This is a genomic window from Streptomyces sp. NPDC019224 (assembly GCF_040632605.1).
In the GTDB taxonomy this organism is placed as follows: domain Bacteria; phylum Actinomycetota; class Actinomycetes; order Streptomycetales; family Streptomycetaceae; genus Streptomyces.
Map to the genome: position 1 here is coordinate 1 of NZ_JBEYCF010000009.1, position 18,392 is coordinate 18,392.

The 18,392-nt window shown below is 73.4% G+C and carries 16 protein-coding genes and 1 pseudogene; 6 read left to right on the forward strand and 11 right to left on the reverse strand.

What is annotated here, in order from left to right:
- Positions 1-344: 344 nt before the first annotated feature.
- The 9 genes and pseudogenes from proC to ABZ564_RS08015 form a co-directional block, all read right to left on the reverse strand.
- Positions 345-1,154 carry a pyrroline-5-carboxylate reductase gene (gene proC / locus ABZ564_RS07975; protein ID WP_360851334.1) on the reverse strand — a complete coding sequence of 270 codons (810 nt, stop codon included), beginning with the start codon at positions 1,152-1,154 and terminating at the stop codon, positions 345-347.
- Positions 1,155-1,228: 74 nt separating this feature from the next.
- Positions 1,229-1,993 (reverse strand): ABC transporter permease, encoded by a 765-nt coding sequence (locus tag ABZ564_RS07980; RefSeq protein WP_360851337.1) that lies wholly within the window; start codon positions 1,991-1,993, stop codon positions 1,229-1,231.
- On the reverse strand, positions 1,990-2,757 hold the full coding sequence (locus tag ABZ564_RS07985) for an ABC transporter ATP-binding protein (protein WP_360851340.1): 768 nt from the start codon (positions 2,755-2,757) through the stop codon (positions 1,990-1,992). Before ABZ564_RS07985 ends, ABZ564_RS07980 begins: the two co-directional genes overlap by 4 nt.
- Positions 2,758-2,817: 60 nt before the next feature.
- Complete coding sequence (locus ABZ564_RS07990; RefSeq protein ID WP_360851343.1) at positions 2,818-3,603, reverse strand: class I SAM-dependent methyltransferase; 786 nt, start codon at positions 3,601-3,603, stop codon at positions 2,818-2,820.
- 28 nt (positions 3,604-3,631) lie between these two features.
- Positions 3,632-4,192: a hypothetical protein gene (locus ABZ564_RS07995; protein WP_360851346.1), complete on the reverse strand. Its 561-nt coding sequence runs from the start codon at positions 4,190-4,192 to the stop codon at positions 3,632-3,634.
- Between the two features lie 95 nt (positions 4,193-4,287).
- Positions 4,288-6,138, reverse strand: coding sequence for a dihydroxy-acid dehydratase (ilvD, locus tag ABZ564_RS08000; protein ID WP_360851349.1), 1,851 nt, complete (start codon positions 6,136-6,138; stop codon positions 4,288-4,290).
- 381 nt (positions 6,139-6,519) lie between these two features.
- Positions 6,520-7,131 (reverse strand): annotated as a pseudogene (locus tag ABZ564_RS08005) (TetR family transcriptional regulator); the annotation flags it as partial.
- Complete coding sequence (locus tag ABZ564_RS08010; RefSeq protein ID WP_360851352.1) at positions 7,128-7,955, reverse strand: sugar phosphate isomerase/epimerase; 828 nt, start codon at positions 7,953-7,955, stop codon at positions 7,128-7,130. The gene ABZ564_RS08010 and the pseudogene ABZ564_RS08005, both read right to left, overlap by 4 nt.
- Positions 7,956-8,046: 91 nt before the next feature.
- Positions 8,047-8,997: a Ppx/GppA phosphatase family protein gene (locus tag ABZ564_RS08015; protein ID WP_360851355.1), complete on the reverse strand. Its 951-nt coding sequence runs from the start codon at positions 8,995-8,997 to the stop codon at positions 8,047-8,049.
- Positions 8,998-9,038: 41 nt separating this feature from the next.
- Here ABZ564_RS08015 and ABZ564_RS08020 point away from each other — a divergent pair, with 41 nt between their 5' ends.
- Positions 9,039-9,902, forward strand: coding sequence for a hypothetical protein (locus tag ABZ564_RS08020; protein WP_360851358.1), 864 nt, complete (start codon positions 9,039-9,041; stop codon positions 9,900-9,902).
- Between the two features lie 25 nt (positions 9,903-9,927).
- Here the strand turns inward: ABZ564_RS08020 and ABZ564_RS08025 are convergent, their stop codons facing one another.
- Positions 9,928-11,781: a hypothetical protein gene (locus tag ABZ564_RS08025; RefSeq protein ID WP_360851361.1), complete on the reverse strand. Its 1,854-nt coding sequence runs from the start codon at positions 11,779-11,781 to the stop codon at positions 9,928-9,930.
- Positions 11,782-11,916: 135 nt separating this feature from the next.
- Here ABZ564_RS08025 and radA point away from each other — a divergent pair, with 135 nt between their 5' ends.
- Positions 11,917-13,329, forward strand: a complete 1,413-nt coding sequence (radA, locus tag ABZ564_RS08030) for a DNA repair protein RadA (RefSeq protein ID WP_360851365.1) — start codon at positions 11,917-11,919, stop codon at positions 13,327-13,329.
- A 145-nt stretch (positions 13,330-13,474) separates the two neighbouring features.
- Complete coding sequence (gene disA / locus ABZ564_RS08035) at positions 13,475-14,599, forward strand: DNA integrity scanning diadenylate cyclase DisA (RefSeq protein ID WP_026171409.1); 1,125 nt, start codon at positions 13,475-13,477, stop codon at positions 14,597-14,599.
- A 42-nt stretch (positions 14,600-14,641) separates the two neighbouring features.
- Here the strand turns inward: disA and ABZ564_RS08040 are convergent, their stop codons facing one another.
- Complete coding sequence (locus ABZ564_RS08040; protein ID WP_360851703.1) at positions 14,642-15,412, reverse strand: hypothetical protein; 771 nt, start codon at positions 15,410-15,412, stop codon at positions 14,642-14,644.
- 501 nt (positions 15,413-15,913) lie between these two features.
- Between ABZ564_RS08040 and ABZ564_RS08045 the strand changes: the two genes are divergently transcribed.
- The 3 genes from ABZ564_RS08045 to ABZ564_RS08055 all read left to right on the forward strand — a co-directional run bounded on the left by ABZ564_RS08045 (position 15,914) and on the right by ABZ564_RS08055 (position 18,383).
- Positions 15,914-16,816 carry an A/G-specific adenine glycosylase gene (locus ABZ564_RS08045; RefSeq protein ID WP_360851369.1) on the forward strand — a complete coding sequence of 301 codons (903 nt, stop codon included), beginning with the start codon at positions 15,914-15,916 and terminating at the stop codon, positions 16,814-16,816.
- A gap of 317 nt (positions 16,817-17,133) precedes the next feature.
- Positions 17,134-17,682 (forward strand): SigE family RNA polymerase sigma factor, encoded by a 549-nt coding sequence (locus ABZ564_RS08050; RefSeq protein WP_360851372.1) that lies wholly within the window; start codon positions 17,134-17,136, stop codon positions 17,680-17,682.
- Positions 17,670-18,383, forward strand: a complete 714-nt coding sequence (locus tag ABZ564_RS08055) for a hypothetical protein (protein WP_360851374.1) — start codon at positions 17,670-17,672, stop codon at positions 18,381-18,383. The genes ABZ564_RS08050 and ABZ564_RS08055 overlap by 13 nt, the downstream gene beginning before the upstream one ends.
- Positions 18,384-18,392 lie beyond the last annotated feature (9 nt).

The following is an 18,392-nucleotide window of genomic DNA, read 5'->3' on the forward strand; positions in this document are numbered from 1 at the left end:
TTTCCCTTTCCGGCGACTCCGACTCTATCAGATCCTTTCGGGCCCGATTCCCAGTCAGCGGGATTTGCCTTCCCGGCCGTTGGGCCGTTCCGACGAGTGAGACATTAGCGGAATCCGGGGCCCCGACGCTAATCGGGGTCGCGTTCCTTCGAACGCGGATTCCTCATTCCGTACAGGCGCACGTAAAGACATGCGACAACTGTCGCGTGCTCGTTGTGTTTACTGCGGAATGGCTGTCCGGGGACCAACCTGAGTCGGCGCTCACGTCGGACAACTCGGAGCACACTACGGATCCGGAGGGGGCGTGTCAACCCCCGGGTGCGCCGGGGGTGACGGGGCCCTGGTCAGCCGTTGCCGGAGGCCAGTTCGCGGCTGCGGTCGCGGGCCGCTTCGAGTGCGGCGATGAGGGCCGCGCGTACGCCGTGGTTCTCCAGTTCGCGGATGGCGCTGATGGTGGTGCCGGCCGGACTGGTGACGGCCTCGCGGAGCTTGACCGGGTGCTCACCGCTGTCGCGGAGCATCACGGCGGCGCCGATCGCGGCCTGGACGATGAGGTCGTGGGCCTGGGCGCGCGGCAGGCCGAGCAGGATGCCGGCGTCCGTCATCGCCTCGACGAGGAAGTAGAAGTACGCGGGGCCCGAGCCGGACAGGGCGGTGGCCGCGTCCTGCTGGGACTCGGGAACGCGCAGGGTCTTGCCCACCCCCTTGAAGATGGCCTCCGCCGAGGCGAGGTGCTCGCCGGTGGCGTGACTGCCTCCGGAGATGACGGACATGCCCTCGTCGACCAGGACGGGGGTGTTCGGCATGACGCGGACGACCGGGGTGCCCGCGCCGAGGCGGTCCTCGATGAAGGCGGTCGTGATGCCGGCCGCCGCGCTGACGACCAGGCGGTCGGCGGTGAGGTGCGGGGCGAGTTCGTCGAGGAGGCGGCCCATGTCCTGGGGCTTGACCGCGAGGATGAGGATGTCGGCCTGCTTGGCGGCCTCCGCGTTGGTCACCGCGTCCACGCCGTAGCGGTCGCGCAGTTCGGCGGCCCGGTCCGAGCGGCGGGTGGTGACCAGCAGGTTCGACGGGCGCCAGCCGGCCCGGATCATCCCGCTGAGCAGGGCCTCGCCGATCTTGCCGGTGCCGAGGACTGCAACTGTCTGGGTCATGCCGTTCACCCTCCGGGCGGTGCTCGATGTGCGCGGTGCTCAGTGCTCGTCGGCGTCATCTTCGCACCGCCCCGTCAGGCGGTGCGGCGGCGGAGGGTGGCCGCGCCGAGCGCCAGTACGAGCAGGGCGCAGCCCGCCACGATGAGTACGTCGCGGACGAAGTCGCCGGTGACGTCGGCGTGGTGGAGGACCTCGTTCATGCCGTCCACGGCGTACGACATGGGCAGCACGTCCGAGACGGCCTCCAGGAACGGGGCCATCCGGTCGCGGGGGATGAAGAGGCCGCAGAGCAGCAGCTGCGGGAAGATCACCGCCGGCATGAACTGGACGGCCTGGAACTCGGAGGCCGCGAACGCCGAGACGAACAGCCCGAGAGCCGTGCCGAGCAGCGCGTCGAGCAGGGCGACCAGGAGCAGCAGCCACGGCGACCCCATGACGTCCAGGCCGAGGGCCCACACCGACAGGGCGGTGGCCAGGAGCGACTGGAGGACGGCGACCGCGCCGAAGGCGAGCGCGTAACCGGCGATGAGGTCGCCCTTGCCGAGCGGCATGGCGAGCAGGCGCTCCAGGGTGCCGGAGGTGCGCTCGCGCAGGGTGGCGATCGAGGTGACCAGGAACATCGTGATCAGCGGGAAGATGCCGAGCAGTGAGGCCCCGACCGAGTCGAAGGTCTGCGGGCTGCCGTCGAAGACGTACCGCAGCAGGGTGATCAGGAGGACCGGGACCAGCAGGAGCAGCGCGACCGTGCGGGGGTCGTGGGCGAGCTGGCGCAGGACGCGGGCGGCGGTGGCGAGGGTGCGGGCCGGGCTCAGGGGTGCGGTGCCGGTGGTGGTGCTCATCGGGCGTTCTCCTTGCGGGTGGCGGCCGCGTCGACCAGGTGGAGGAAGGCCGCTTCGACGGTGTCGGTGCCGGCGGTGGCGCGCAGGGCCTCGGGGGTGTCGTCGGCGAGGATCTCGCCCTCGCGCATCAGGAGGAGGCGGTGGCAGCGCTCGGCCTCGTCCATGACGTGGGAGGAGATGAGGAGCGTGGTGCCGCGTTCGGCGGCGAGGGTGTGGAACAGCTGCCACAGGTCGCGGCGCAGGACCGGGTCCAGGCCGACGGTCGGCTCGTCGAGGACGAGCAGGTCGGGGGTGCCGAGCAGGGCGACGGCGAGGGAGACGCGGGTGCGCTGGCCGCCGGAGAGGTTGCCGGCGAGGGCGTCCTCGTGGCTGGTCAGGTCGACCTCGGTGAGTGCGCGGGTGACGGCTTCGTGGCGGGCGTCGCGGTGGGCGCGGCCGGGCTGGAGGACCGCCGCGAAGTAGTCGAGGTTCTGGCGGACGGTGAGGTCGGCGTAGACGGAGGGCGCCTGGGTGACGTACCCGACGCGGGGGCGCAGGGAGGGGTGGCCGGCGGGGCTGCCGAGGACCTGGAGGGTGCCGGTGACCTTGGCCTGGGTGCCGACGACGGCACGCATGAGGGTGGATTTGCCGCATCCGGAGGGGCCGAGGAGGCCGGTGATCCTGCCGGGTTCGACGGTGAAGTCGAGGTCCCTGAGGACCGTGCGGCTGCCTCGTCGGACGGTGAGGCCATGGGCCTCGACGGGGACGCCCGAGTAATTCATCATGTGATGAATATTGGCTCCGCGGGGCACCGCCGTCAAGGGACGGGGCGGGGCTGTCTCGGCTCAGCGCACGGCCGCGTGCAGCTCGACGACGTACGCCTCCTCCACCGTGCCGTCCGGGAACTCCGCCAGGAGCCGGGCCCGCTCCTCGGCGAGGAAGCCGCGGGCCGCCTCGTCGTCGGTGGTCAGGAACGCGGAGTGACTGCCGAGGTTGTCGAGGTGGGTGGCGAGGGGGACGCGCCGGGTCCACGGGATGCACCGGTGCGTGAAGGCGAGATCCGGCGGCAGGGCGCGGTCCTGGGCGGCCGAGCCGTGGGCGCTGCGGTCGTCGCCCGTCTCGGTGCCGAAGAACCGGAGGAGCCGCGCCTCCTGCCGGGCGAGCCACGGAACCGTGCGGTCGGCGACGTTCCACCAGAGGGCGAGCGCGCCGCCCGGCCTCAGGACGCGCCGGGCCTCGGCGGCCGAGCGGGCGGGGTCGGTCCAGTGCCAGGACTGGGCGTACGTGATCAGGTCGGCGGTCCCGTCGGCGAAGGGCAGCCGGTTGCCGTCGCCGCGCACGAGCGGGACGTCCGGGAGGCCCCGGCGCAGTTCGGCGGCCATGCCGGGGCCTGGTTCGACGGCGACGACCCGGGCGCCGCGGTCGCGGAGGCGGCGGGTGGAGATGCCGGTGCCCGCGCCCACGTCGAGAATGCGGGCTCCTCGCAGGAGGCGGCCGGCCATGTCCTCGACGGCCTCGAAAAGCGCGTCCGGGTAGCCGGGACGGGCGGCGGCGTACTGGGCGGCGGCCCGGTCGAAGGACAGGGCGCGCGAAGGCGCGGACGAGGCGGCCGGAGAACGTGTCGCGGTCATGGGGCCATCGTGCCCGCGCCGGGGCGGGTCAGGCGCGAGGGCGCTTCTTCCTGCGGGCCGCCGGGTTGCCGGTGCGGGACGCGCGGCGCTTCGTGTAGCGGGCGAGGGCCTCCTCGTACTCCGTGCGCCGCAGCTTCTCGCCGGGCGCCTCGGTGAACGTACGGAAGAAGTACGCGAGCAGGGAGCCGACGAAGCCGATGGCCTTCAGGCCGCGCAGGGCCTCCTCGCGGGCCGGGTCGGCCGGGCGGCGGCTGAAGCCCTCCCAGGTCTTGCGGAAGGCGATCGCGCTGCAGACGGCGAACATCAGGACCACCAGCACGTTGACGAAGCTGCCGATGTCGGCGATCTCCAGGCCCTCGTAGGCGAAGCGCAGGAGGAAGCAGGCGGCGACGGCCGCGGCGAGCGCGCCGACGGCGGCTCCGGCCCGGCGCAGGCCGTAGTGGCCGTCGTGGGCGACCCAGGTGGTGCCGAAGAAGCGGAGGGGCTCGGGCTGCGGGCCCTGCGGGGTCGCGGGGGCACCGGCGGAGGCCGCCGCGGTCTCGGACGGGCCGGAGGCCATTCCGTCGGGGGTCTCGCTGTTCTCGCTCACGGGGTCGAGTATCCCGCAGCCGGGGGCGGGGCCCGGGGGCGGTTACTGCCGGCCGTGCGTGCGGCCCCCGCGCCGGCGGGGGCCGCGTGCCGGGGTCAGCCCAGCTTCGAGACGTCGCGGACGGCGCCGCGGTCCGCGCTCGTCGCCATCGCCGCGTACGCGCGCAGCGCGGCCGAGACCTTGCGTTCGCGGTTCTTCGGCGCGTACACGCCGTTCAGCGCCGCGCGGCGGGTGGCCAGCTCGTCGTCGGAGACCAGGAGCTCGATCGAGCGGTTCGGGATGTCGATCCGGATGCGGTCGCCGTCCTCGACGAGCGCGATCGCGCCGCCGGAGGCAGCCTCGGGCGAGGCGTGGCCGATGGACAGGCCCGACGTACCACCGGAGAAGCGGCCGTCGGTGATCAGGGCGCAGGTCTTGCCGAGGCCGCGGCCCTTCAGGAAGGACGTCGGGTAGAGCATCTCCTGCATGCCGGGGCCGCCGCGCGGGCCCTCGTAGCGGATGACGACGACGTCGCCGTGCGTGATCTCCTTGCGGAGGATCTTGTCGACGGCCTCCTCCTGCGACTCGCAGACGACCGCCGGGCCCTCGAAGGTCCAGATCGACTCGTCGACGCCGGCCGTCTTCACGACGCAGCCGTCCAGGGCGAGGTTGCCCTTGAGGACCGCGAGGCCGCCGTCCTCGGAGTACGCGTGGGCGACGTCGCGGATGCAGCCGCCCTCGGCGTCCAGGTCGAGGGTGTCCCAGCGCTCCGACTGCGAGAAGGCGGTGGCGGAGCGGACGCAGCCGGGGGCCGCGTGCCACAGCTCGACGGCCTCGGGCGACGGGGAGCCGCCGCGCACGTCCCAGTTCTTCAGCCACTCGGCGAGGGTGTCGGCGTGCACCGCGTGCACGTCCTCGTTGAGCAGTCCGCCGCGGTTCAGCTCGCCCAGGAGGGCGGGGATGCCGCCGGCCCGGTGCACGTCCTCCATGTAGTACGTCCCGCCGGGCGCCACGTTGGGGGCGACCTTGGAGAGGCAGGGGACGCGGCGGGAGACCTCGTTGATGTCGTCGAGGTCGAAGTCCAGCTCCGCCTCCTGGGCGGCGGCCAGCAGGTGCAGGATCGTGTTGGTGGAGCCGCCCATGGCGATGTCCAGCGCCATGGCGTTCTCGAACGCGGCGCGGGTGCCGATGGAGCGCGGCAGGACCGTCGCGTCGTCCTGCTCGTAGTACCGCTTGGTGATGTCGACGATCGTGCGGCCGGCGTTCTCGTACAGCGCCCTGCGGGCCGTGTGCGTGGCGAGGACCGAGCCGTTGCCGGGGAGGGAGAGGCCGAGGGCCTCGGTCAGGCAGTTCATCGAGTTGGCGGTGAACATGCCGGAACAGCTGCCGCAGGTGGGACAGGCGTTCTCCTCGATACGGAGCATGTCCTCGTCGGAGATGCTCTCGTCGACCGCGTCGCTGATCGCGTTGACCAGGTCCAGCTTGCGGACCGTGCCGTCGACGAGGGTGGCCTTGCCGGCCTCCATCGGGCCGCCGGAGACGAAGACGGTCGGGATGTTCAGGCGCATCGCGGCCATGAGCATGCCCGGGGTGATCTTGTCGCAGTTCGAGATGCAGATGAGGGCGTCGGCGCAGTGGGCCTCGACCATGTACTCGACGCTGTCGGCGATCAGGTCGCGGGAGGGCAGGCTGTAGAGCATGCCGCCGTGGCCCATGGCGATGCCGTCGTCCACCGCGATGGTGTTGAACTCGCGGGGCACCGCGCCGGCGGCCTTGATCGCCTCGGAGACGATGCGGCCGACGGGGGCGAGGTGGGTGTGGCCGGGGACGAACTCGGTGAAGGAGTTGGCGACGGCGATGATCGGCTTGCCGATGTCCTCGCTCGCTACGCCGGACGCTCGCATGAGGGCGCGGGCGCCGGCCATGTTGCGGCCGTGGGTGACTGTGCGGGACCTCAGCGTGGGCATCGTCTTTCGCTCCTTCTGCGTCTAAGACTGTTCTTGAGGGTACGGCGTTCGGGCCAGGATGTGGGCCGGGTGTCCGCTATGCGGAAGCCTTCGGTGGGGGCGGGGGCGTGGGGCGGTGCGGGGGCGTTGCGCCTGCGGCGGGCTTGTTCCCCGCCCCGCCCCTTCCCGTACCCGGGGCTCCGCCCCGGACCCCGCGCCTCAAACGCCGGCGGGGCTGGGAGGGTCGACGCCGGGGCTGGGAGGTTCAGCGGCGGGGAGGGAAGGTTCCGCGGCGGGGCCGGGAGAACGGCTGGAAGGTTCGGCGGCTGGGACGGGAGGTTCGGCGCCGGGGGGATCGGGGGAACGGGTGGGGGGTTCGGCGGCGGGGGCCGGGGGGGTGGGGTCCGCCAGGTAGTGCTGAAGCGTGGGGGCCACCATCGTGATGATCTTTTCGGGGGGCGTCGACGCCAGCGGTTCCGCCTTCAGTACGTATCTCAGTATCGCGATGCCCACCATGTGCGAGGCGGCCAGCTCCGCACGGAAGGTGGCGTCCGGGACGTTCAGCCCGGCCGCCACGCGTTCCAGGAGGCGGCGGAGTACGAAGTCTCGGAGGACCTCGGCGGCCGCCTCGTTGGTGAGGGCGGAGCGGAGGACGGCCAGGAGGGGGGCGCGGGCGGCCGGGTTCTCCCAGATCGCGATGAAGGCGCGGGCCAGGCGTTCGCCCACGTCACGGGTGCCGCCTTCGAGGACCGCCGGGATCAGCAGGGCGGGCTCGAAGGACAGCTCGATCGCGGCGGCGAAGACCTCGTCCTTCGTACCGAAGTAGTGGTGGACCAGTGCGGAGTCCACGCCGGCCGCCCGGGCGATGCCCCGGACCGAGGTCCTGTCGTAACCACGCTCGGCGAACTCCGTGCGGGCGGCCTCCAGGATGCGGGTCCGCGCGTCCGGGCCGCTGTCCGCCGCGGCACGGGCGGGGCGGCCCCGGCGCCTGGGGGCCGGCGCGTCCGGGGTCATGGGCGGGGGGCCCGCTCGGCGGACGAGGCGAGGTGGAGCCGGGTGAAGGCGAGCGCTTCGGCGAGGTCGGCCTCGCGTTCGGCGGTGGACATCGCGCGGCGGGTGTTGACCTCGATGACCACGTGGCCGTCGAAGCCGGAACCCGCCAGCCGCTCCAGCAACTCCGCGCAGGGCTGGTCGCCCCGGCCGGGCACCAGGTGCTCGTCCTTGTTGGAGCCCTTGCCGTCGGCCAGGTGGACGTGGGCGAGCCGGTCGCCCATCCGGTCGACCATGGCCAGGCCGTCCGTGCGGGCGGTCGCGGTGTGCGACAGGTCCACCGTGAAGTGGCGGTAGTCGTCGTTGGTGACGTCCCAGTCGGGGGCGTACGCGAGCATCTCGCGGTCCCGGTAGCGCCACGGGTACATGTTCTCGACGGCGAACCGGACGTCCGTCTCGTCGGCCATCCGCCAGATCCCGGTGACGAAGTCGCGGGCGTAGTTGCGCTGCCACCGGAACGGGGGATGGACGACGACCGTGGACGCGCCGAGCTTCTCGGCCGCGGCCCGGGCCCGCTGGAGCTTGACCCACGGGTCGGTGGACCAGACCCGCTGGGTGATCAGCAGACAGGGCGCGTGGACGGCGAGGATCGGCACCTGGTGGTAGTCGGAGAGCCGGCGCAGGGCCTCGATGTCCTGGCTGACCGGGTCGGTCCAGACCATGACCTCGACACCGTCGTAGCCGAGGCGCGCGGCGATCTCGAAGGCCGTCGCCGTCGACTCCGGATAGACCGAGGCCGTCGACAGGGCGACCTTCGCATCCGGGACGCGCACCACTGGTTCTGCCACGCAGACAGCGTACGGGCAGTGGTGCGCCCCACCGAGGGAGTGCGGCGGAAAGTGAGAAGGGCCATGGGCCCGGACCCCGCCGGTGCGGCGGTCAGTTCAGGGCGGCGGCCTCGCGCGACGGCAGGTGGTCCAGGCGGCGCAGGATCACGCCCTCGCGCAGCGCCCAGGGGCAGATCTCCAGCTCCTCGACGTCCAGCAGGTCCATCGCTCCCTCCGCCACCAGCGCCCCGGCCAGCAGCTGCGCGGCGCGGCCCTCGGAGACGCCGGGCAGGGTGCCGCGCTCCTCCGCGGTCATCGCGGCCAGCTTCGGCACCCACTCCTCCAGCGCCTTGCGGCTGAGGGTGCGCGGCACGTACTGGCCCTCGGTGGAACGGGCCGCGCCCGCGATCCTGGCGAGCTGCTTGAACGTCTTGGAGGTGGCCACGACGTGGTCCGGGCGGCCGATGCGGGCGAAGTCGCCGACGCTGCGGGCGATGCGCGCCCGTACGTGCCGGCGCAGCGCCTTGACCTCCGCCGGATCCGGCGGGTCGCCCGGCAGCCAGCCCGCGGTGAGGCGCCCGGCGCCCAGCGGCAGCGACACGGCGGCGGCCGGTTCCTCGTCCATCCCGTACGCGATCTCCAGCGAGCCGCCGCCGATGTCCAGGACCAGCAGCTTCCCGGCCGACCAGCCGTACCAGCGGCGGGCGGCGAGGAAGGTGAGCCGGGCCTCCTCCGTGCCGCTGAGGACCGCGAGGTCGACGCCCGTCTCGTCCCGTACCCGTTCGAGCACCTGGTCGGCGTTGCTCGCGTCACGTACCGCGGAGGTCGCGAAGGCGAGGACGTCCTCGCAGCCCTTGTCCTCGGCGGCGTCGAGCGCGGCGGCGATCGTCCCGACCAGCCGGTCCACGCCGAGCGGGCCGATCGCGCCGTCCTCGTCGAGAAGTTCGGCCAGGCGCAGCTCGGCCTTGTGCGAGTGCGCGGGCAGCGGGCGGGCGCCGGGGTGCGCGTCGACCACCAGCAGATGAACCGTGTTCGACCCCACGTCGAGGACTCCGAGTCTCATACGGGGAACGCTACTGCGGGCGGCGGACTTACTCTGGGCGCGTGCCAAAGACGAAAAAGGCGAAGCCGGGCAAAGCCGCGAAGAAGCAGGACCGCGCGCAGGACATCAAGCACGTGGAGAAGGTGGAGATGCGGGTACCGGCGACGACGGAGCCCGATCCCTCCGACGAGACGGAGCTCGACTTCCCGCGCGCCTGGGTGGAGTTCCCCGACCCCGCCGACGACGAGCAGGTCTTCCGCTGCGACCTGACCTGGCTGACGTCCAGGTGGACGTGCATCTTCGGCAGCGGCTGCCAGGGCATCCAGGCGGGCCGCGCGGACGACGGCTGCTGCACGCTGGGCGCCCATTTCTCGGACGAGGACGACGAGAAGCGGGTGGCCGGTCATGTCGCGCGCCTCACTCCGGAGCTGTGGCAGTTCCACGACGTGGGTACGGAGACGGGCTGGACCCAGACCGACGACGACGGGGAGCGGCAGACGCGGCGCTGGCAGGGCTCGTGCATCTTCCAGAACCGGCCGGGTTTCCCCGGCGGGGCCGGTTGCTCGCTGCACATCCTGGCGCTGCGGGAGGGCCGGGAGCCGCTGGAGACCAAGCCGGACGTGTGCTGGCAGCTGCCCGTGCGGCGTACGTACGAGTGGATCGACCGCCCCGACGACACGCGGGTGCTCCAGGTCTCGATCGGTGAGTACGACCGGCGGGGCTGGGGGCCGGGCGGCCACGACCTGCACTGGTGGTGCACGTCGGCGACCTCGGCGCACGGCGGCGGTGAGCCGGTGTACGTGTCCTACCGGCCGGAGCTGATCGAGCTGATGGGCAAGGAGGCGTACGGCAAGCTGACCGAGCTGTGCGAGCAGCGGCTCGCCTCGCTGCTGCCGATGGCCCCGCACCCGGCGGACCCGGCGTAGGCCCCGGGGCCGCCGCCCCGCACGGTCAGTCCGCGCGGGGCGGGGTGCTCGGGCCCTTCGGCGGGGCGGGCGGTTCGGACGAGCCGGCCGGGTCCGGGGTGGGGTCCGGCCCGGTCTCCGTGGGCGTCGGGGTGGGCGTGGGGTCCGGTGGGTCGGGCGTCGGGGCGGAGGGGTCCGGGGTGGGCTCCGGCTCCGGCGATGTGGGCGTGGGGTCGGCGGGGACCGGCGGGTGCGGGTGGAGGTTGCCGCGCGGGTGGCCGGTGCGTGGCGAGGGGCCTGGGGCCGGTGGCTCGGCCCCGTGGCCGTGCAGGGCGACGACCGCGCCCGAGGGGGCGAGGGTGAGGTGGGCGGTCCAGGGGCCGGCGGGCTCCCGGGCGTGGTCCACGAGGGCGCGGATCGTGATGCTGCCGCCCGCGGGGAGCTTCCCGGAGGATTGGCTCAGGCGCACCCAGGACCGGTCGGTGGCCGCGGACCAGGAGACCGGTCCGGCCTTGGACGCGGTGAGCGTGACGAAGGTGGTGGAGCCGGAGGTGCGGGCCTCGACGGTGAGCCGGCCCTCGCCGTGGCCCGCGGGGTCGCGGGACGGGCCGGCACCCGGGCTGATGATCTCGGCGGAGACCTCCGGCAGGGTGTCCCCGTCCGTGAAGGGGCTGCCGGCGTCGGGGCGGGCGTTGCCGGCGTTCTCGTAGGGGGCGTAGGGGGTCTCGTCGGCGCCGGTGTCGCTGTCGGCGGCGCTGACCGTGGAGCCGTCGCGGCCCTCGCCGGTGAGCGGCGCCCCCCGGTAGGCGGACCACAGGGCGATGACGGGGGCGGCGACGACGGTGGCGACGACCGTCGTCGTCATGACCCGGGAGCGCAGCCGGTCGCGGCGCGCGGCGTGGTCCTTGGGGTCCATGGGGAAGCCGGTGCGGTCGAAACGCGGAGTGGCGGACCGATTCTTCTGGTGTTTCTGCGCATGCAGCATGGCCACGTAAGCGGAGGGGCGCGGTGCCTCCACGACCGGCAGCACGGCGGCCGGCGTCACCGTCTTCCCGGGCCACGGCCCCTCGGCGCCGGCCCGCTCGGCGGCGCGGCGGCAGCGCGGGCAGTCGTCCACGTGCCGCACCAGCTCGCGGCGCAGGGTGGCGGAGAGCAGCGCGCGGTGGTCGCCGGTGAGCCGGCCGGCCGTGGGGCAGTTGCCCTTCTCGACGACGGCCAGGGCGGCCCGGGTGCGCTCGACCTCGCAGGCGGCGCCGGCCAGCAGCTCGCGGGCGGACGTGGGGTCGAGGCCGAGGACGGCGGCGACCGCGCGCGGGGTCAGTCCGTGCCGTACGGCCAGCTCCAGGGCCTCGCGCTGCTCCGGCGTGGTGCCCGCCGCCTCGGGCCAGGCCAGCTGGGCCAGCTCCCGGCGGTGCGCCTCGGTGGCGGCGGGGCTCTCCGGCTCGGCGGGGGCCGGGTCCTTGGGGGCGTGGACCGCGGGCGGTGCGGTGCGGGGCGTGCGGCGGGCGGTTCGGGGTGCGGGCGGGGCGGGGCGGTCCTCGGCGGCGGGCCTGCGGTGCGGGCGGGCGCCGTCGGGGCGGCGGTGGGCGCGGCGGCCCTGCTTCTGCTCGGTGAGCCGGCGCAGACACGTCCACCTCGCCAGGGCGTACAGCCAGGTTTTACGTTCCTCCTCGTCGGCCGGGCAGCGGGCGCCCTGCCGTTCGGCCAGGGCCAGGACCCCGCCGAGCGCCTCGGTGGCGGCGTCGTGGTCGCAGAGGACGGAGAGGCAGTAGGTGAACAGGCCGTCGAGATGCGGCTCGTAACGGGCGGGCGGCCGCTTCGGCGAGGAGTGGGGCGCGCGATGCTGCCCCCGGTGCGCGCCGGGGGTGTCCGTGGGCGTCTCCAGCCTGCTGCTCGTCACCTTGCGACCGTAGGCAGGGCGGGGCGGGCGCCCCGTGCTCCCCGAGGAGATTTAACCCTTACGGGTGAATGTATCGCGCGATAAAGGACAGGAGTTCCCCGCCCCACTGTCCGACCCCACCTATACGGTGGCGCCATGGCTGCCCGTACGAAATCCGCGAAGGACCGGCCGTCCTACCGCTGCACCGAATGCGGCTGGACCACCGCGAAGTGGCTCGGCCGTTGCCCCGAGTGCCAGGCGTGGGGGACGGTCGAGGAGTTCGGCGGTGCCACCGCCGTCCGGACCACGGCGGCGGGCCGCGTCTCCACCGCCGCGCTCCCCATCGGCCAGGTCGACAGCCGGCAGGCCACCGCCCGCCCCACCGGTGTGGGCGAGCTGGACCGGGTGCTGGGCGGTGGTCTGGTGCCCGGGGCCGTGGTGCTGCTCGCGGGCGAGCCGGGCGTCGGCAAGTCCACGCTGCTGCTCGACGTCGCGGCGAAGGCGGCGAGCGACGAGCACCGCACGCTGTACGTGACCGGCGAGGAGTCCGCTTCCCAGGTCCGGATGCGGGCCGACCGCATCCGGGCGATCGACGACCACCTGTATCTGGCGGCGGAGACCGATCTGTCGGCGGTGCTCGCCCACCTCGACGCGGTCAAGCCCTCGCTGCTGGTCCTGGACTCGGTGCAGACCGTGGCCTCGCCGGAGATCGAGGGGGCGCCGGGTGGGATGGCCCAGGTCCGCGAGGTGGCGGGGGCGCTGATCCGGGCCTCCAAGGAGCGGGGGATGTCGACGCTGCTCGTCGGCCATGTGACCAAGGAGGGCGCGATCGCCGGGCCCCGGCTCCTTGAGCACCTGGTCGACGTGGTGCTGTCGTTCGAGGGCGACCGACATGCCCGGCTGCGTCTGGTGCGCGGCGTCAAGAACCGGTACGGGGCGACCGACGAGGTCGGCTGCTTCGAGCTGCACGACGAGGGCATCACGGGTCTGGCCGACCCGTCCGGCCTCTTCCTCACGCGGCGCGACGAGCCGGTGCCGGGCACCTGCCTCACCGTGACCCTGGAGGGCAAGCGGCCCCTGGTCGCGGAGGTGCAGGCGCTCACGGTGGACTCCCAGATCCCTTCGCCGCGGCGCACCACGTCGGGCCTGGAGACGTCCCGGGTGTCGATGATGCTCGCGGTCCTGGAGCAGCGCGGCCGGATCAGTTCGCTGGGCAAGCGGGACATCTACAGCGCGACGGTGGGCGGCGTGAAGCTGTCCGAGCCGGCCGCGGACCTGGCCATCGCGCTGGCGCTGGCGAGCGCGGCGAGCGACACACCGCTGCCGAAGAACCTGGTGGCGATCGGCGAGGTGGGGCTCGCGGGCGAGGTCAGGCGGGTCACGGGGGTGCAGCGGCGGCTGGCCGAGGCGCACCGGCTGGGTTTCACGCACGCCCTGGTGCCGACCGATCCGGGCAGGGTCCCGGCCGGTATGAAGGTCACGGAAGTGGCCGACATGGGCGACGCACTCAGAGCACTCCCGCGCCGGACCCGTGCCCAGGCCCCCGGGGAGGGCGACGCGCGCCGGTAGACTTTGCCCTGGTCTCGCCCGTCCGTACGAACGGTACGAGGGACCACGGGGATGTGTCAGACACCCCTGGGTCCTTCGATTGGATCCGGCCTGCTCCGAGAGACAGGCCCCGAGGGCACCGCAAACCTGTGACCGGAGGAGTGCAGTGGCAGCCAGCGACCGGGCAGCATCGCCCGGAAAGTCCGGCCAAACCACCGGTAACGAGGCGCTGATGCGCGCCTCGTTGAGCGCCGTCGCGCCCGGTATGGCCCTGCGGGACGGCCTGGAGCGCATTCTCCGCGGCAACACCGGGGGTCTGATCGTGCTCGGCATGGACAAGACCGTCGAATCGATGTGCACCGGCGGCTTCGTGCTGGACGTGGAGTTCACCGCGACCCGGCTGCGGGAGCTGGCGAAGCTCGACGGGGCCCTGATCCTCGACAAGGACATGACCAAGATCCTGCGGGCCGGGGTGCAGCTGGTCCCGGACGCGTCGATCCCCACCGAGGAGACCGGTACCCGCCACCGCACGGCGGACCGGGTCTCCAAGCAGTGCAACTTCCCGGTCGTCTCGGTCTCCCAGTCGATGCGCCTGATCGCGCTGTACGTGAACGGGGAGCGCCGGGTCCTGGAGGAGTCGGCGGCGATCCTGTCCCGCGCCAACCAGGCGCTCGCGACGCTGGAGCGGTACAAGCTGCGGCTCGACGAGGTCGCCGGGACGCTCTCCGCGCTGGAGATCGAGGACCTGGTGACCGTCCGGGACGTGACGGCGGTGGCGCAGCGCCTGGAGATGGTCCGCCGGATCGCGACGGAGATCGCGGAGTACGTGGTGGAGCTCGGCACCGACGGCCGGCTGCTGTCGCTCCAGCTGGACGAGTTGATCGCGGGCGTGGAGCCGGAGCGCGAGCTGGTCGTGCGCGACTACGTGCCGGAGCCGACCGCGAAGCGTTCGCGCACGGTGGCGGAGGCGCTGACCGAGCTGGACTCGCTGACCCACACGGAGCTGCTCGAACTCCCGGTCGTGGCGCGGGCGCTGGGCTACAGCGGCTCGCCCGAGACGCTGGACTCGGCGGTGTCGCCGCGCGGTTTCCGGCTGCTGGCGAAGGTGCCGCGGCTGCCGGGCGCGATCATCGACCGGCTCGTGGAGCACTTCGGCGGTCTGCAGAAGCTGCTCGCGGCGAGCGTGGACGACCTCCAGACGGTGGACGGGGTCGGCGAGGCCCGGGCGCGCAGCGTGCGCGAGGGCCTGTCCCGGCTGGCCGAGTCCTCGATCCTCGAACGGTACGTGTAGGCCCCGGGCCCGGGCCCTCTCCGGCCCGGCCCGTGGCCGCGTTCAGTCCTTCGCGAGGACGAACGAGGCGCGCTGCACGGGCTCTCCCGGCGCCTTGGCCTCCACGAGGTACGTGCCCGGCTTGGCCTTCCCCGGCGGCGGCGTCGCGCACTTGGGGGCGCTCCTGGCCCGGTCCCACTCCACGGTGTGCACGACGGTCGTCCCGGCGGGCACCTCCAGGAGTACGGGCGCCGGTTTGCGCGGGCAGTCCTTCGACGACCACACCTCGTCGTCGTCCCCGCCCGCCTCGGTGACGGTGAGCACCGCGTTCTTCGGGCCGAAGTCGGCCTTGCAGGCGGTGGACGAGGTGTTCGTGGCGAACAGGCGGAACTTCGGCTTCTGGTCGGGCCCGTAGCTGAGTTCGGTCTTCAGGCCGAGCCGGATCGCGCCCGGGGCGCAGTCGGGGAGCGAGGAGCCCGCCGGCACCGGCCGTGCGGCCTTCACGACGCCGCCGGAACCGGGGACGGAGCCCGAACCGGAAGCGGGACCCGAACCGGTGTCCTGGCCACCGCCGTTGGCGTCCGCGGCGTCCGAGCCGCCGCCCGTACCGGCGGAACCGCCGTCCGAACTGCCGTCCTTGTCACCGCCGCTGCCGCCGGAGCCGTCCGACTCGTCGCGCCCGCCGGGCTGTTCGCTGATCGCCGGACCGGAACCGGAAGGTCCTGGGGTGATCGAATCGACGGGGCTGGAGCCGGGCGCCTTGGAGTCGTCGTGGGGATCCCCCTTGCCGCCACCGGAGGTGACGGCCCATGCGATCAGCAGCGCGAGCAGCACGACCAGGGCCGCCGCGACCGCCCTCCGGCGCCAGTAGATGCTGGAGGGTAGCGGCCCGATCGGATTACGCAGAGTTCCCACGGCGCAAACTGTACGAGAGATCCGGCCCAACTCCCGCCCCACCCGCCGCCTTGGCCTCCAAGTTTTGCGGATCATCATTCCGCGACGGCCAGTTCGGCCACCGAGCGGGCCCGATATTCCTCTCAGTGACCCGTCAATCACTTGGAGGCATCAGTTCCGGCCGGGGCGGATCCAGCCCGTGGGCCAGTTGCCGCAACGGCTCGCGGCGCGTGGGGCCACTTGCCGGAACGCCGGGGCCACCCGGGCCGGCTTCGAACTCCCCTCCCCCGCGCCCGCTCTCCGGGCGAGGAGGGGAGTTCGCGGACGGGCCCCGGGCCGGGGGCAGACGGGTGGCGTTATCACTCCAAGGGCTCGTTCGCGGCGTGACACCCCCGTGCCCGTGACCTCCGTCCGCCCTTCCGTGTCAGGATCGACGGTGCGATGACTGCCACGACTGCGACCCAGATGCCCCCCTCCTCCCTCCACACCCCCGTCATCGGGTGGTTCGACCAGCACGCCCGCGATCTGCCCTGGCGCCGCCCCGAAGCGGGGGCCTGGGGTGTGATGGTGAGCGAGTTCATGCTGCAGCAGACCCCCGTCAACCGGGTCCTCCCGGTGTACGAGCAGTGGCTGGCCCGCTGGCCGCGCCCCGCCGACCTCGCGGCCGAGCCGCCCGGCGAGGCGGTCCGCGCCTGGGGCCGACTCGGCTACCCCCGCCGGGCCCTGCGCCTGCACGGGGCCGCCCAGGCGATAACGGAACGCCACGGCGGCGACGTACCGAGCGAGCACGCCCAGCTGCTCGCGCTGCCCGGCATCGGCGAGTACACGGCGGCGGCCGTGGCCTCGTTCGCCTACCGGCAGCGGCACGCCGTCCTGGACACCAACGTCCGCCGGGTCTTCGCCCGGGCCGCGACCGGCATCCAGTACCCGCCGAACGCGACCACCGCAGCAGAACGCAGGCTCGCCCGGGAGCTGCTGCCCGACGAGGACGAGCGGGCGGCCCGCTGGGCGGCGGCCACGATGGAGTTGGGCGCCCTCGTCTGCACCGCGAAGAACGAGGACTGCTCGCGCTGCCCGATCGCGGAGCAGTGCGCCTGGCGGCTCGCCGGGAAGCCCGCGCACCAGGGGCCGCCGCGCCGGGGCCAGACCTACGCCGGCACGGACCGGCAGGTGCGCGGCAGGCTCCTCGCCGTGCTGCGCGACGCCGTCGGGCCGGTGCCGCAGACGGCGCTCGACGCGGTGTGGGACGAGCCGGTGCAGCGGGCCCGCGCGCTGGACGGCCTGGTCTCCGACGGGCTGGTCGAGCCGCTGGCCGGCGGCCGCTACCGGCTGCCGCTCACCTGACGGGCCGGGCCCGGCCCGTCTTCGCGACCAGGAGACGACCGGGCCCGCCCGCCTTCGTGACACCTGCGGACAGGGCCCGTCCGCCTCGTGACGTCGACGAGGCGGACGGGCCCTGTCCGCGTCCGGCGCGGGGCCCTTTGTCCGGTCTCCTCCCTGCGCTGTTACACAACCGATGGCCAGCCGTGCGCCCTCCTACGGCTGCTCCGCACAGCCCCGTGACAACAGCTCCGTAGCGTCTGCGACGTCGGCCGCACGACCAGCGGCCGGCAGCGGTACGAGCGGTACTACGGGGTTCCACGGGGATGGAGGCGGTTGTGATGGCGCAGAGCGAGGTGCTCGGCTTCGAGGAGTACGTACGGACCCGGCAGGAGGCGCTGTTGCGCAGCGCGCGCCGGCTCGTGCCGGACCCCGTGGACGCCCAGGACCTGCTGCAGACCGCGCTGGCCCGCACCTACGGCCGCTGGGACCGCATCGAGGACAAGTCCCTCGCCGACGCCTATCTGCGCCGCGTCATGATCAACACCCGGACCGAGTGGTGGCGGGCCCGCAAGCTCGACGAGGTCCCCACCGAGCAGCTGCCCGACGCCAGCATCGAGGACGGCACCGAACAGCGCGCCGACCGCGCCCTGCTGATGGACATTCTGGGCGTGCTGGCTCCCAAGCAGCGCAGTGTCGTCGTCCTGCGACACTGGGAGCAGATGAGCACGGAGGAGACGGCGGCGGCGCTCGGCATGTCGGCCGGTACGGTGAAGAGCACGCTGCACCGTGCGCTGGCACGACTGCGCCAGGAGCTGGAGAACAGGGAAGCGGCGGGCCGGGAGGCCCGGCTCGCCGAGGAGCGGGGGCGGGAGCGGTGCGCGGCCTGACAGGCAGCGGTGACGACGGGACGGTCACCGGCACAACGGGCGGCGCCGGCAGGCGCCCGCTGACCGGCTGGGCGGCGAGCAGCGCGGCCCTGGCCGGGATCGCCGTCTTCGGACTGTTCGCCGTCAGCTGCTCCACCGGTGGCACGGGCACGCGGGACGAGGGTCCGGCGGGCACCGAGCCGGTCGCCCAGCTCACGCCGAGCACGGCGGCGTCCTCCACGGCGCGTCCCGCGCCCCGGGTGGACGCGGTGGCGCTGCTCAAGGCGGACCCGAAGGTGAGCGGGCGGGTCCGGATGGACCTGAAGCCGTGCAGCGGTGACGAGTACCCGGTGGACACCTCGTACGGGAAGCTCACCGGCGGCCCGTCCGCCGACGTCGTGGTGAACGTGCTGACCTGCGGCGACTCGGTGGGGGTCGGCACCTATGTGTACCGGCCGCGCGCCGACGGCACGTACGCGAACGTCTTCTCCGTCGAGCAGCCCGCCGTCTACGGCACCATCGACCGGGGGGACCTGGTGGTGACGACCCAGTTGTACGAGAAGAAGGACTCGGTGGTCTATCCCTCGGGCGAGGAAGTGATCACGTACCACTGGGCGAGCGGCCGGTTCGGCGAGGAGGACCGGGTGCACAACGACTTCAACCGAGCCGTGGGCGCGGGCGACGAAGACCTCCCCGAGCCCACGGAACCGCCGAAGAACTGAGGGCTTTCC

Coding starts and splice junctions, on each gene's coding strand:
- ABZ564_RS07990 (WP_360851343.1), bottom strand. CDS start 3,603: ATGACCGCGACACGTTCTCCGGCCGCCTCGTCCGCGCCTTCGCGCGCC.
- ABZ564_RS07985 (WP_360851340.1), bottom strand. CDS start 2,757: ATGATGAATTACTCGGGCGTCCCCGTCGAGGCCCATGGCCTCACCGTC.
- ABZ564_RS07980 (WP_360851337.1), bottom strand. CDS start 1,993: ATGAGCACCACCACCGGCACCGCACCCCTGAGCCCGGCCCGCACCCTC.
- ABZ564_RS08015 (WP_360851355.1), bottom strand. CDS start 8,997: ATGAGACTCGGAGTCCTCGACGTGGGGTCGAACACGGTTCATCTGCTG.
- proC (WP_360851334.1), bottom strand. CDS start 1,154: ATGACCCAGACAGTTGCAGTCCTCGGCACCGGCAAGATCGGCGAGGCC.
- radA (WP_360851365.1), top strand. CDS start 11,917: ATGGCTGCCCGTACGAAATCCGCGAAGGACCGGCCGTCCTACCGCTGC.
- ABZ564_RS08045 (WP_360851369.1), top strand. CDS start 15,914: ATGACTGCCACGACTGCGACCCAGATGCCCCCCTCCTCCCTCCACACC.
- ilvD (WP_360851349.1), bottom strand. CDS start 6,138: ATGCCCACGCTGAGGTCCCGCACAGTCACCCACGGCCGCAACATGGCC.
- ABZ564_RS08050 (WP_360851372.1), top strand. CDS start 17,134: ATGGCGCAGAGCGAGGTGCTCGGCTTCGAGGAGTACGTACGGACCCGG.